The sequence below is a fragment of the Pseudomonas sp. B21-059 genome (genome assembly GCF_026016285.1).
Taxonomy (GTDB): Bacteria; Pseudomonadota; Gammaproteobacteria; order Pseudomonadales; family Pseudomonadaceae; genus Aquipseudomonas; species Aquipseudomonas danubii.
Genome location: NZ_CP087201.1, coordinates 2,197,125 through 2,210,899 on the forward strand (window position 1 = coordinate 2,197,125; position 13,775 = coordinate 2,210,899).

The following is a 13,775-nucleotide window of genomic DNA, read 5'->3' on the forward strand; positions in this document are numbered from 1 at the left end:
TCCCGGTTTCCCTTAGGGCGATGACGCTTCCAGTCATGTTTGCGTACGGCTTAGTCATGAGGCCCTTCATAGTCATGCAGTGGAGTCTGGTCTGCGGCCGGCCACATCGAACTCAGAGAGCCGGTACGGTAGAAGGTCACGGTCATGCTGCGGCGCGAGGTCCGGCAGTTGTCCACTACCTGTGATACGGCGTGCCATGAATGCTCGGCACGCACCAGGACGGCAGAGTTACCGACCAGAGGCGGGATCACTGCTACCACATCTGTTGGATCCGCAGAGCGGAGGATGTTCAGGCAGCCACCCTCGTTGATGTTCCAGGATTTGTTGAAATACAGGATATGGGTCACCAGCTTGTCGCTGAGGTCGGGATGAGGGCCCAGGCAGGCCTGCGGCCCGTAGTGGAATACATTGATTTCCATGGGGGCTGTGCGCAGGTCCAGGTCGGTCAGTGTCGACATCGCCAGGCGATAGGCCGCAGAGCTCAGTTCTGTCGCGAGTGCCAGCCATACGGGGCTCAGGCCTTCGGGGTGGACGATGCGCCCAGTCCCCATTTCCACCAATTGCCGCGCCTGGTACTCATAGTCTTTTTCTCCGCCATATCCATACACTCGCTTGAAGGCGTCATGGGGGTAGGTCGCTGCCAACGCCGCGGCGTCTTGCGCTGTGTACAGGCCATCGATCTGGCCCCAGCGGAAAGGTTGGTTGTGCAGTGGCTGTTTGGTGAGCCTCGTCAGATCTAGCATCCTGTTCATCTTCCCAGTAGATGGTTGAAACGGCGTCGAAGGGAACGCAGTGGCGCAGTGATGCGAAAGGAGCTGGAGCGATACACCCGGTCGAGTTCGCCGCAGGCGTGTCCCATGAGTTCCTGTTGCTGCCGCTGTTGTTGTTTCAATTGCTCCATTTGCTTATGCAGTGCCTCCAGCTCAGCCTGTTTTTCCAGGCATTCCTCACGCCAGTCCAGGCGGGTTTCTTCCAGTAGTCCAGGTAGTGCTTGCCAGAGTCGGTCGATTGACTGGCGGGTGGGGCGGCGGCCCTGGCTGATGAGTTCGGCCACTCGATCCCAATGGCGCTGCAATTGCTCTCGGGCATCGATCAGGCGGGGGCAGGGCGTACGCCGCACCAGGCGCTCCAGGAACCACTGGGGATCTATCTCTCGAACAGCGTACAAGGGGTGGATTCCCCCGTAGTCCCGTAGGGCTGTGTACTTGCCCAGGTCCAGGTCGGCCGAACTGAAGATGGGCACACCGAAGGCCAGCGCTGTAATCGCCAGGTGGTAACTGTGGCCGATCACGCCTTGGGCGTGGCCGAGGATCTCGGCCAGCAGCAGCGGTGCTGGCCAGGTAGGCAGGCGTACGGCCCTTGGCAGGTCGTCGCCAAGAACCGATTCGTGATCTCCCAGTACCGGGCCGATGGGCAACAACAGCAACTGCCACTGGGCAAACAGTGGGTTGTGGGTTTTCCACAGTTGTAGGAACCCCTCCAGGCCGGCAATCGCATGCACCACCAGGTAGGGCCCGTTCAGTCCGGCCTGTTCACAGAGTTGGCGGTATTCCACAGAGGGCTGCTGCAGGTCGATCAGGTTGGGCAGGCCGAATGCGGTGTCCGGCAGCACCTCGACTCGGGCCCGATCGCTCAGCGCCGACAGGGTGTCTTGAGACAAGGTGTCCCGTACTTGCACGTGGGGGCTCAGCTCCAGGGCCAGTTTGACCAGAGGGACTGCCCAGGTCGGTACGTTGTTGCAGTGCATGCCCGGGGCATTCCAGATCAGCGGTACGTCATGCTGCAGGGCAATCAGTGCGGGGGACAGCCAATAACCCGTGGGATGGTGGATCTGCGGGTCTGGCGGGTAGTACCCCGGGGCCACCACTTTGTCGAAGCGGATGATGAAACCGCCTCCAATCAGTACCCCGTCCAGGGTCTCGATCAGCCGGGGCAGTTCGCTGACCGAGGTGACGTTGTACGGCCACTGTGGCGTCGTGCGGGTGTTATAAGAGAAGGCATGCAGGTGCACAGTGCCCAGGCGCGCCTGCAACTCGGCGGCGGCGATCAGGGGAAACAGCAGATCGCCGTAGTTGGCCACGTCAAAGGTACCGAAGATCGCTACCTGCCACTCCTTGTCCTTCATGAGTGTTCCTCGGTCGCCCTGGTTGTTTGTCCTTCACGGGTGGCGGGCTTGATGTGCAAATCGACGATTCCCAGGAAGTGCTTGTTGCCCGGCAGAATGTCGAAGGCCAGCAGGGCGACCTGCTTTTCAATCAGTTGTGAGGTTTCTTCGGTCTCGCCATCCATCAGCTTGAGGGTGATGTGGTAGCGCCCGGCAGCCAGGTTGGCCGCGAACTGCAGGCGGATCGAAGCGCGGCGCCAGCCATTCTCGGATGCGCCGCTTTGCAGGGACGCATTGACTCCGCTGATCACCAGCAGCCTGGCCTCCTGGATGGTCAGGCTGATGTTGGGGCGGGTGACGGCGTCGCTGACGAGCGTGTCGATGGCGATCTCGATGCTGTCGCCATGGACAAAGCTCGAGTACAGCGCTCCGGTGTTGCTGAAGACCGCCGAAGTGATGCGTCCTTCATCGGTGCCAAAAGCCATGCCGTGTTCCGGGTTGAGCGCTGTCTTGACCGTGACCTGGATGGCTCCGGCGCTGGCCCAGCGTCGCTGTTCGTCGCGCATGTCCAGCAGGTAGAGCTCGGCCATCGCTTCCGGCGCGCCGCTGGCGCGGATTTCGCCGTTACGCAGATACAGGGCGCGGTTGCAGAAGCGCTTGATCAGGCTCATGTCGTGAGACACGAACAGCAGGGTCATGCCTTGTCGTGTCAGGCGATCGAGTCGCTCCAGGCACTTGAACTGAAAGGAAGCGTCGCCCACGGCCAGGGCTTCATCGACAATCAGGATGTCCGGCTCCACGCATACCGAGACGGCAAAGGCCAGGCGTACCAGCATGCCGCTGGAATAGGTCCTGGTGGGCTGGTCGATGAACTCACCGATATTGGCGAACGCGGCGATTTCGTCGAAGCGCGCTTCGATTTCCGCGCGCTTGAGCCCCAGCACCGCACCGTTGAGGTAGACGTTCTCGCGGCCGGTGAACTGCGGATTGAATCCCGAACCCAGCTCCAGCAAGGCAGCGATCCGGCCGTGGCGGGTCAGGCTGCCGCAAGAGGCACCCGTGGTGCCGCAAATCAGTTGCAGCAAGGTCGATTTGCCGCTGCCGTTGCGTCCGATGATGCCCAGGGCTTCGCCTTTGCGAATCTCCAGGGAGACCTCTTTCAATGCCCAGAACTCGCGATAGCGCGGTTTACCGCGAGGCAGCAGCAATTGCAGCAAGCGATCCCGAGGCTGGTCGTAGATCTGATAGCACTTGCCCAGGCCCTGGGTCTTGATCACAGGATCAGAGCACATCGGCAAACCCCTGGCGGGTCTTCTCGAACCACACATGCCCGAGAAAAGCCACAGCGCTGGCACCCACCAGTTGGCCCAGCCATAGGCTGATATCGGGGACGACGCCCCAGATCAGCACGTCGCGGGATGACTCGATGACCAGGGTCAGGGGGTTCAGATAGAGCCAGTGCTGATAGGCAGTCGGCAGTGCGCTCACGGGATAGAACACTGCGGACAGCAGCATCAGGGCCGACATTAGCACTCCAATGACCTGGTCGATGTCCCGCAGGTAGACCCCCAGGGACGCCAGGAACCATGACAGCCCAAGCGTGAACAGCACCAGCGGCAGCAGTACCAGGGGAAACAGCAAGGTGGTGAACGGTGGCAGGCCGAAGACCAGTAGATGAAAGATCAGCCAGACGATGAAACTCACCAGGGTATGGAACAGCACGGCCCCGAGTATCACGCCGGGCAGGAGGTCCAGGGGGAACACGACTTTCTTCACGTAGTTGGCGTTGCTCGGGATCAGGCCCGGAGCACGGCTGATGCATTCTGAAAACAGGTTGAAGACCATCATGCCGGTGAATACCAGCAAGGCGAATTGGCTTTTCGAGTCGCTGCCGGTGTCCCAGCGCACCTTGAACACCACGCTGAAAACGAAGGTGTATACCAGCAGCATGAGCAGGGGGTTGAGGAAGGACCAGAGCAGACCGGCGATCGATCCGCGATAGCGGCCTGTGATTTCACGCTCGATTAGCGCCAATAGCAGTTCCCGATGGCGCCAGCGTATGAACGTGAAACGGTTAAGCGTGTTACCCCCAATCAACATCCACTCCTTGGTGATCAACTTCCAACACCGCCATACGCACGACCTGAAAGTACAGAGGAGCGGGACGGTGGTTTGCATCGAAGATTCTTATGAGTTGTGTATAGACCAAAAATGCATGGACCGACGGCGTTTTTGTGAGCTTTTTGATGATTCGTGCCGATCAGTGCAGGTCTGTTGATAAAAGGTGGCGAGGCGGTGGGAGTTTCGCCTGGGGAACTGTGGAAGGTTGCAGACCGGCGGAAACTGTCAGTCGCTCCACCGGTCTTTTTCGAGTACTAGGGGCGGCGCGCTGCCAGTTGCTCTGCCAGGCCGTGTGCCTGGCGCGCGGTCGCTTGCCGGGAGGCCTGGTCGATGTCTGGCCCGAGAATGGTTTTCTCCACCACCAGCGAGTGCTGGTCGGCAATGCCGATGAAGTTCAGCCAGGCCTCGATGTAGGGTTTCTGGAAATCGAACGCTTGGGCCGGAGTGTTCGACTGGGCTGAAAAATCCAGCCCGCGGGCGTAGCTCACCACCGCTGTCTTTTCGCGCAACAGGCCCTGCAGCCCGTGCTCGGGGTCGAAGCTGAAGAGGATTCCCTGGTGCGATACCAGGTCAATGAAATGCTTGAGCTTGTAGGGAATGCTGAAATTCCACAGCGGCACGGAGAGCACCAACAGGTCGGCCTGATGCAGGGGCGCGGCGAGTTCCTGGAGTCGGTCCCAGGCGCTTTGTTCGCCAGCGTTCAACGGCTGGCCACCGAGTCGGGCGTACTTAGCGTCCATTGCAGTCTGATCGAGCTCCGGCAGTTCCAGGCTCCAAAGGTCCAGGGTGCTGACTTGAGTGTCGGGAACCTGTTGTTGATAGCGCTGGATAAAACTGCGGGCGATTTCCAGGGAGGCGGAGCGACGTAAGCGAGGCGAGCATTGGATGTGCAGGAGCCGGGTCATGAACGAATCTCTTGGTGGACAGGGATGACCGCTATTGCAACATAGCTTATTTGTAAATATAAATTGTCGATCTAAGGCTTATTAATGGCGATATGAAATATGTTCGATGCCTTGCTGCTCCGTACCTTTGTCGCTGTTGTCGATGAACAGGGGTTCAGTCGTGCAGCACAAAAACTGCACTTGACCCAGTCGGCGGTCAGCGGCCATCTGCGGCGCCTGGAACAGCAGGTCGGCAAGCCGTTGCTGCAACGCACCACCCGCTCACAGCAACTGACAGCCGATGGCGAGCGGCTGATGGCCTACGCCCGAGCCATTCTGGCGTTGAATCGCGACGCCTGGACCGAGTTGACCCGGGTGCCGTTCCATGGGCGTGTGGGGATTGGATTGGCGGAGGATTTTGCCGAGCCCCGTCTGTTGCGCGCGCTACTGGATTTTGCCGGGCAGTTCCCGGGTATCCAGCTCGATGTGCAGGTGAGCATCCCCGGCACCCTCCTGGATCTTCTGGCTCAGGGCAGTTTGCAGCTGGTGGTGGGGTCCTTGTGCGAAACAGCAGCGCCAGGCCAGTTGCTCTGGTCCGAACCTCTGGTCTGGGCCGGGCTGCCACAATCAGTGGCACCCTTGCCCGAGCCTTTGCCCCTGGCGCTGTTTCCTGAGCCTTGTCCTTATCGGGCGGTGGCCCTGGGGCTGTTGGCCAAAGCCGGCATTGCTCAGCGTACGGCCATGCTCTGCAGCAGCAATGGGGCCTTGCGTGCCGCAGTGCTGTCGGGCTTCGCCGTGGCGCCCATGGCGGTCAGTCAGTTGGGAGCAGGGCTGTGTGCACTGGGGGCGGAATACGGTTTGCCGGAGTTGCCTCAGGCCCAGTTCCGGCTGTTTACTGCGTCCGACGCGGACCCGGCCGTTGTGGCGACACTGACTCAGGTCATCGTCGAATATTGTTCCAGCCGACGATCCGCGCTTTAGGCATCGTCCTCTGCGGCCGATAACCCCTGCAAGGGGCTAGATCGGATGCGGTTGCGAGCGGCCCCTGGCCTGTGTTTGAACGCCATGGAGCCGATGTTTTACAGGATGCTGGTCAGTGAACCGGTCTCGAAAACAACCAGGGATCTGCCGCGTAGTTCAGGCTTTTCCCGTCAGGACGCCCCTTTTGCCTGTCCCCATTTACGACGCTCAACACGCCCCGGGTGGCACCTTGAAACGCTTGCCGCTGCTCAAGGCCGCGGTGGCCTTTATCGCCACGGTGTTCCTGTGCCTGTGCGGTTTGCTTTACCTCCAGCTAGAGCAGTCCTGGCGCCATGACCTGGCGCAGGCAGAGGTCAACTCCACCAACCTGACTCGGGCCATTGCCCAGCAGGCGGAGGACACCTTCATGGAGGCCGACCTGGTGCTGATGAGCCTTTCCGAGTGGATCCAGGCCATCGGCGAGGGCCCCGTGCAGCGGCTGCGCCTGCAACAGATCTTTGCTCGACGGGTACAGGCCCTGGTGCAACTCAGCGGAGTGTTTCTCTATGACAAGCAAGGCCAGTGGGTGGTCAGTTCCTTTAACGATTCGCCTCATGGCAAGGACGTGGCAGATCGTGATTACTTCAGGTTCCACCAGCAGAACGCTTCGCTGCAGGCCCATATCAGTCCGGCGATTCGCAGTCGCGCCAACGGCGAGTGGATCATTCCCATTTCGCGGCGGATCAATGACCAGAACGGGAACTTCCAGGGCGTGCTGATGGCCGGCATCAAGCTGGCTTACTTCGATCAATTCTTCAAAAGCTTCAATATCGATGAGCAGGGCGTGATGTTTCTCGCCCTGTCCGATGGCACCCTGATCGCGCGGCGGCCATTCGAGGAGCGGCAAGTGGGGGCCTCCCTGTCCCGTGGCGAGATTTTCAGCAAGTACCTGCCTGAGGCCACCTCCGGCAACGCCATGATCACCTCGATCGTGGATGGGGTGACGCGTTTGTATGGCTATCGCCAGTTGCAGGCGTATCCCCTGGTGGTGGCGGCGGCCAACTCCAAGGACTCGATTCTCAAGGGCTGGTACGCCTCGGCCTATCAATCCACGGCCATCGTCGCCCTGGTGCTGCTGGGAGTGGGACTGTTCGGCTGGGTGTTTGTGAGCCAGGTGCGCAACAACGAGCGGATCGAAACCGATCTGCGCAAGGCCCAGGAGGCGTTGGAGGTGATTGCCACCCATGACAGCCTGACCGGTTTGGGCAATCGGCGGCTGTTCGAGCGCTCCCTGGAGATCGAGTTCGGTCGCGGGGCGCGGCAGAGCACGCCGCTGAGCCTGATCATTGCCGACATCGATTACTTCAAGCGTTACAACGATACCTACGGCCATGTGGCCGGCGATCATTGTCTGGCAGAGGTGGCCCAGGCCCTGAAAGGGTGTTGTCATCGCAAGACCGACCTGGCCGTGCGTTATGGCGGGGAAGAGTTCGCGGTGCTGCTACCCGATACCGATATCCACGGTGCCCTGGCCATGGCCGAGCAGATTCGCCAGAGCGTCATGGAGCGCAACATCAGCCATTCCGGTTCTCCAGTGGGACGCGTGACCATCAGTCTGGGCTGTTACTCCTTCGTTCCTACGGGGCGCGACAGCATCGAAGTCTTCATTGAACGGGCGGATGCAGCGCTGTATCAGGCCAAGGCCACGGGGCGCAATCGGGTGATGGCCCTGGCGGTGGAGAGCGCTGAGGATCTGCTGCAGCGCTCCGACCGTTGAGTCATTGTCAGGCTTTGTAGAAGATCTGATTGGCGTAGGTATTGCCACCAAGCTCATAGGTGGTGGTGCCTGCGGCGTCATATCCCTGGGCCCGGTAGAAGGCCCGTGCCGAATGATTTTTGAGCCACAGGCAGGACGCTCGCTGCGCCTGGGCGAGGCCGCTAGGGCGGTGGCTACTACAGAATCACCGTCAGCTCTTGGCAAGAGCCAATCCCGGGCCAATGCGATAAAAAATATCAGCCGAATCGATTGTTGGAATGCCCCGTTTCTGGCTTATACCTATCGTTGCCCTGGCAGGGACCGGTGCTGGACAAGCGGATCGGCACAAGAATCTCCGGAGCCCTGCGCGACACTCATTTCAAGGATTTGTGCATGAGCCAGCCGCACCTGATGAACATTGACCTCTATTTGCGCCGACTGGGTTACCACAGCGCGCCGCCGCCGACCCTGGAAACCCTGCGAGAACTGCAATGGCGACATGTCTGCGAGTTTGCCTTCGAAAGCCTTTCTACCTTGTTGCGCCTGCCGGTGCCCATCGACCTGGGCACGGTGGAACGCAAGATTCTGCAAGAGGGGCGCGGTGGCTATTGCTATGAACTCAATCAGACGTTCCTGGTGCTGTTGCAGCATCTGGGCTATGAGGCGCGTGGCATTACCGGGCGGGTGGTCATGGGAGGGCCGGAGGATGCGCTCACCGCTCGCAGTCACAGGTTGACGCTGTTGCACCTGGACGGGCAGCGCTACATCGCCGATGTCGGCTTCGGCGGCATGGTGCCCACTGCGCCCTTGCTGCTCGATACCGAAGCAGAGCAGGCAACACCCCACGAGCCCTATCGCATTACCGAGCGAGACGGTAGCTACACCCTGCGCGCCAAGGTCATGGATGAGTGGCGGGCCCTGTACGTCTTTGATCTGCAGATACAGGGCGATGTGGACTACGAAATGGGCAACTGGTACGTCTCGACTCACCGTGACTCGCCTTTCCTCGGTCAGTTGAAGGTGGCGCTGATAGGGCCGGGGGTGCGCCGAACCCTGAACAACGGCAGCTACGCTTTGCATCGCGTGGGGCAGCCCAGCGAGCGGCGGCAGATCACTAATGCGGGGGAGCTGATGCAGTTGTTGCAGGACGAGTTTGCCTTGCGTCTGCCGGAGCATCCCGAGTTGTCGAGAGTGCTCGAGCGCTTGCTGGAGGCCTGATCACCACCTGTCGCACCGGGAGCGGGAGCCGAATACGGAAGCACTTCCCGATTAAATTCCCAAGCTGGCGCTCCATAGAATCCACCGGCAAACCGGCAATTTTCTATGGAGAGAATCATGCAGAAAATACATCGATCCACGGTGTCCGGCAGTACCGCAACACCGCTGAGGCGTTTCAGGCAGGGGCTGTTCGCTGCGCTGCTGGCAGTGGTCAGCCTGTGTTCCACCAGCAGCTTCGCGGTCCCCAACCCCGACGGCAACTACAACCTGAGCATGGACGCCCGGGCCGGGTCGCCCTATCCACCGTCCGACAACTACAGTGCCGATCTCAAGACGTCCGGAGTCGGGCCGGCGTTCACGGTGCCGGTGAGTCGACACCACATCATTGCCTACAACCAATTGCGGGATTTCTACATGTCCGTGGTGCAGCGTGGGCACTTGAAGGAGCTGAAGGGTTTCTGGGACGGCTTTGGCGCACGTTTCCTCAGCTATGGCCAGGACAATCGAGTCAACGTCACTGCGCCGGTGGCGGCGGATTATGACCAGGCCAAGACGTTGCTCGAGGAGATCGGTCGGGGCGTGGTGCGGGCCAATGCGGGCGTGCCGCCAAGGCCCCTGGGTTGGGACACCTTTCATGGCTTCTACACCTGGATGCCCTGGAACCTGTTTCTCGGTCCGAACGGTCGCAATGATGATCCGGGTGAGCAATTCGAAACCAATGCCCAGTACATCATCAATAACAAGGACACCTGGAACACCATCATCAATGTGCGCGACAACATGCTCAGCTATCAGCGTGACGGCAACGTGAAGACCCTGGCCAACATCAACTCGCAGCTGTTGCGTTTGTCGGCGCGGACCCGGGTCTATCCGCTGGTCAGCGATCAGTGGATTCGTGTCGCCCCCAATGTGTACAAGATCCGCGTACCGGCCAACTGATTGGTCTTTTTGTGTGCAGCAAGGGCCGATCCAGCCAATGGATCGGCCTTTTTTTGCGTTGTGTTTCAGCGGGTGGGGTTGGGGCCGAGGATGTCGGCTTGCTGCACAGGTCCTGCCGGCCCGATGTGGGGCGGTGGCTCTGGGGCGGCCATTCAGGCTGGAAAAGGGTGATCCGTACGACCTGAGAGGGGCTTTTTATCGGTGAATCAGCAGGGGGAAGTGCCCGAAGATTGACCGATAAACTGTATACAATCATATGGACAGTTGTCTTTGTTGTTGCATACAGTGTGCGCATAACAAAAACAGGGAACCCCACACCATGAATACGCCCCAGGTTTCACAGCAACGTCCCGAAGATGAAAATTTGGGTATTGCCGCGAATATGGCTTATGGCCTGCAACACGTTCTGACCATGTATGGCGGTATCGTTGCGGTGCCACTGATCGTCGGCCAGGCGGCCGGTCTGTCGCCAGCGGAGATCGGCCTGCTGATCGCCGCTTCGTTGTTTGCAGGGGGGCTGGCAACCTTGCTGCAAACGCTCGGCGTGCCGTTTTTTCGGCTGCAAGCTGCCGTTGGTTCAAGGGGTGTCCTTTGCGGGCGTATCGACCATGGTGGCGATTGTCACCAGCAGCGGCGAGGGCGGCTTCCAGTCAATTCTGGGGGCGGTGATTGCAGCTTCGCTGATCGGCCTGCTGATTACGCCGGTGTTCTCTCGCATTACCAAGTTCTTTCCCCCGCTGGTCACCGGCATTGTCATCACCACCATCGGCTTGACGCTGATGCCTGTGGCGGCGCGCTGGGCCATGGGCGGTAACAGCCGGGCGGCGGATTTTGGCAGCATGTCGAACATCGGTCTGGCGGCCCTCACCCTGGTGCTGGTGCTGCTACTGAGCAAGATCGGCAGCGCGGCGATTTCCCGGCTGTCGATTCTCCTTGCCATGGTCATCGGTACGGTGATCGCGGTGTTCCTGGGCATGGCGGATTTTTCCGGTGTCACTCAGGGGCCGATGTTTGGCCTGCCCACGCCGTTCCACTTCGGGATGCCGACTTTCCATGTCGCAGCGATCCTGTCGATGTGCATCGTGGTCATGGTGACCCTGGTGGAAACCTCGGCGGACATCCTCGCGGTGGGTGAAATCATCCACACCAAGGTCGACTCCAAGCGCCTGGGGGATGGGCTGCGTGCCGATATGCTGTCGAGCATGATCGCGCCGATCTTCGGTTCCTTCACTCAGAGTGCTTTTGCCCAGAACGTCGGGCTGGTGGCAGTCACCGGGATCAAGAGCCGTTTTGTAGTGGCTACCGGCGGCGTGTTTCTGGTAGTCCTTGGCTTGCTGCCCTTCATGGGGCGGGTGATTGCGGCGGTGCCCACCTCGGTGCTGGGCGGTGCCGGTATCGTGCTGTTTGGCACCGTGGCGGCCAGTGGCATTCGTACCCTGTCCAAGGTCGACTACCGCAACAACATGAACCTGATCATCGTCGCGACCTCCATCGGCTTCGGCATGATCCCGATCGCTGCGCCGAGCTTCTACGATCACTTCCCCAGCTGGTTCGCGACGATCTTCCACTCGGGCATCAGCTCGTCGGCGATCATGGCGATCCTGCTGAACCTGGCGTTCAACCATTTCACCGCAGGCAACTCGGACCAGCAGTCGGTGTTCGTCGCTGGCACCGAGCGCAGCCTCCGTTTCCAGGACATTGCCGTACTGCGTGAGGGGGACTACTTCAGCGGTGGCAAGCTGCACGATGCCGAAGGCAATGAAGTGCCGCTGGTAGCTGAGGTTTCGGGGCAGTCGTCGAATCCGCTTGGGGACGGCTCGGCACCGAGCCATGCTCGAGGCAGTGCGCAAACCACGCACTGAGTGCAATCACTGCGACATAAAAAAACGGCGCCCTGAAGGCGCCGTTTTTTATGGGTGAGTCATTATTCGAGGTTGTCCAAGGGCTCCAGGGCTTGCAGGGCCTCGGGGTTGTCCTTGTACTGCCCGCGCAAGGTTGCGAGCTGGCGATCATGGCCAATACAGACGTCGTTAACGGCTTTCTCCAATTCGGCCCGACGCTCCTCGTCATACGCCTCCTCGCCGGCAAAGTGCTGGCAATCTTCGTGACGCTGGATAAAGGCCGTGACCTCGGCCGGCAGCTGTGGGCCGCCGTAGTGACCGCCCAGTTGCAGGCGTTTTTCCTCGACCCAGCCACTGTAGTCCTCACCGTTTTTGGCGATGTACATGACTTGGGCCCAGCCGCTGTCGCTGGAGGCGTACACGGTCAGGCCGTCGCCCGGAATCACATAGAGCTTCTGGTTCACGCAGGCGGCATTCGGCCCACTGTGAAAGTGCAACCGTCCTTGGCCTATGACCTTGGCTTCCAGGGGCGGCCGGTACTCGCCGGCTTCCAGGGAAGCGTTGTCGCTCAGGGTGGCGCAATCCACCGTGGAGGCGGCCAGGGCCTGTAGCGGTAACAGAGACAGCAGCCCCCACAGGGACAGGAGGCGCAGAGGTCGGTTCATTGCACAGTTTTCATCAGGGGATTCGGATGGCGCGATGGTAATGACAACGAGGCGGCCTGTGAATGTTTCCAGGCCGCCTCTTTGTGAAGCGTGAGTTACTCCGTGACCTTGCTGAACTGCCCCTGGCGCACCAGGGACAGAGCCATTACCACCACCACGGCGGCGGCCGCCGACAGGGTCAGGGGCAAGCCATAGCTGCCGCCGCTCATGGCGGCGCCACTGAGCAGTGGTCCCAGCAGGCTGCCGATGCCCCAGAGCAGACCGGCGCTGGCATTGGCGGTCACCAGATCCGCTCCGCTGAAGGATTGCCCGATCAGCACGATCGCCAGGGTGTAGATGCCGCCCGCCGCCGCACCGAGGATGACCAGGCTCGGCCAGAGCAGACCGGGGGATTGCATCAACAGTGGCAGGCACAGACCGATCAGCAGAGCGATGATGCCGCAGCCGAGGTAGATCCCCGGGCGCCCCAGCTTGTCCGAGAGCCAGCCCAGGGGGAACTGGAACGCCGTATCTCCCAGGAGAATGATGGTCACCATCAGTGCCGCCAGTTTGATGCTGTAGCCATGAGTGGCCGCGTACACCGGAAACAGCGACAGCACGACGCTGTCGAAGAAGGCGAAGAACAATATGCCCACACACAACGCCGGGGCGATGCGGATAAAGCCCAGCACCGAGAAGGTCCGGCTTTCCTCGTGAGGACTTGGGGAGTCTTCCTGGGGCAGAGTCAGCCAGACCACGGCGATCGCCACGGCATAACCGAGGCTGACAATGGTGAGTACGAGCGGCCCCTCGGTGCCCAGCAGTGATACCAGGCCAGGGCCCAGCAGTTGGAAAAAGGTGAAGCAGGTGGTGTAGACCGCCACCAAGCGGCCACGGCTGGCGTCTTCGGCCATTTCATTGACCCAGGTTTCCCCGAGAATGATGATCAGCCCGGCCCCAAGCCCCATGGCGACCCGGGCCAATCCCAGGCTGAAGAGGCTGGCGTCCGGCAGTTCCAGGGCTGCCACGCTCAGGGCGCAGAGGCTGAAACACAGCAGATAGATCTGGCGCCGGGTCAGACGCTGGCACAAGGCATTGACCAGGAATGCCGAAAGCATCATGCCCGCCGCAGGCAAGGCTGACATGATGCCAATCTGATTGTTCGACGCGCCGGCCTGGTACAGGCGCAGGGCAAGGATCGGCACTGTGGAGCCGATGCTCAGGCCGACAATGGAAATGCCCAGGATCAAGGCAGCTAACAAGGCTTTGTTCATGATCAAGACTCGCGCCTGAAGCGTCAGGCGCTGA

The 13,775-nt window shown here is 60.6% G+C and carries 11 protein-coding genes and 1 pseudogene; 5 read left to right on the forward strand and 7 right to left on the reverse strand.

Annotated features, from left to right (window positions below):
• Positions 1 to 50: 50 nt before the first annotated feature.
• The 5 genes from LOY69_RS10000 to LOY69_RS10020 form a co-directional block, all read right to left on the reverse strand.
• A complete protein-coding gene (locus LOY69_RS10000; RefSeq protein WP_265074444.1) occupies positions 51 to 743 on the reverse strand; it encodes a 2OG-Fe(II) oxygenase family protein in 693 nt (230 codons plus the stop codon).
• A gap of 5 nt (positions 744 to 748) precedes the next feature.
• The gene (locus LOY69_RS10005) at positions 749 to 2,125 is read right to left on the reverse strand and encodes a polysaccharide pyruvyl transferase family protein (RefSeq protein WP_265074445.1); all 1,377 of its coding nucleotides are present in this window, start codon (positions 2,123 to 2,125) and stop codon (positions 749 to 751) included.
• The gene (locus LOY69_RS10010) at positions 2,122 to 3,396 is read right to left on the reverse strand and encodes an ABC transporter ATP-binding protein (protein WP_102882522.1); all 1,275 of its coding nucleotides are present in this window, start codon (positions 3,394 to 3,396) and stop codon (positions 2,122 to 2,124) included. The genes LOY69_RS10005 and LOY69_RS10010 overlap by 4 nt, the downstream gene beginning before the upstream one ends.
• On the reverse strand, positions 3,386 to 4,201 hold the full coding sequence (locus LOY69_RS10015) for an ABC transporter permease (RefSeq protein ID WP_265074882.1): 816 nt from the start codon (positions 4,199 to 4,201) through the stop codon (positions 3,386 to 3,388). The genes LOY69_RS10010 and LOY69_RS10015 overlap by 11 nt, the downstream gene beginning before the upstream one ends.
• A gap of 278 nt (positions 4,202 to 4,479) precedes the next feature.
• A complete protein-coding gene (locus tag LOY69_RS10020; RefSeq protein ID WP_102882521.1) occupies positions 4,480 to 5,130 on the reverse strand; it encodes an FMN-dependent NADH-azoreductase in 651 nt (216 codons plus the stop codon).
• A 99-nt stretch (positions 5,131 to 5,229) separates the two neighbouring features.
• On the opposite strand from LOY69_RS10020, the gene LOY69_RS10025 reads away from it, so the two are divergent.
• From LOY69_RS10025 to LOY69_RS10045, 5 genes and pseudogenes are all read left to right on the forward strand, one after another.
• The gene (locus LOY69_RS10025) at positions 5,230 to 6,090 is read left to right on the forward strand and encodes a LysR family transcriptional regulator (RefSeq protein WP_213665013.1); all 861 of its coding nucleotides are present in this window, start codon (positions 5,230 to 5,232) and stop codon (positions 6,088 to 6,090) included.
• A 184-nt stretch (positions 6,091 to 6,274) separates the two neighbouring features.
• Entirely contained in the window at positions 6,275 to 7,846 is a 1,572-nt protein-coding gene (locus tag LOY69_RS10030) for a GGDEF domain-containing protein (RefSeq protein WP_102863697.1), read from the forward strand.
• Positions 7,847 to 8,218: 372 nt separating this feature from the next.
• Positions 8,219 to 9,043 carry an arylamine N-acetyltransferase family protein gene (locus tag LOY69_RS10035; RefSeq protein WP_102882519.1) on the forward strand — a complete coding sequence of 275 codons (825 nt, stop codon included), beginning with the start codon at positions 8,219 to 8,221 and terminating at the stop codon, positions 9,041 to 9,043.
• Between the two features lie 117 nt (positions 9,044 to 9,160).
• Positions 9,161 to 9,982 (forward strand): hypothetical protein, encoded by an 822-nt coding sequence (locus LOY69_RS10040; RefSeq protein WP_170002237.1) that lies wholly within the window; start codon positions 9,161 to 9,163, stop codon positions 9,980 to 9,982.
• A gap of 319 nt (positions 9,983 to 10,301) precedes the next feature.
• Positions 10,302 to 11,844, forward strand: a pseudogene (locus tag LOY69_RS10045) (nucleobase:cation symporter-2 family protein).
• 62 nt (positions 11,845 to 11,906) lie between these two features.
• Here the strand turns inward: LOY69_RS10045 and LOY69_RS10050 are convergent.
• On the reverse strand, positions 11,907 to 12,488 hold the full coding sequence (locus LOY69_RS10050; protein WP_110652589.1) for an SH3 domain-containing protein: 582 nt from the start codon (positions 12,486 to 12,488) through the stop codon (positions 11,907 to 11,909).
• A gap of 95 nt (positions 12,489 to 12,583) precedes the next feature.
• Positions 12,584 to 13,741, reverse strand: a complete 1,158-nt coding sequence (locus tag LOY69_RS10055) for an MFS transporter (protein ID WP_265074446.1) — start codon at positions 13,739 to 13,741, stop codon at positions 12,584 to 12,586.
• Positions 13,742 to 13,775: the final 34 nt, after the last annotated feature.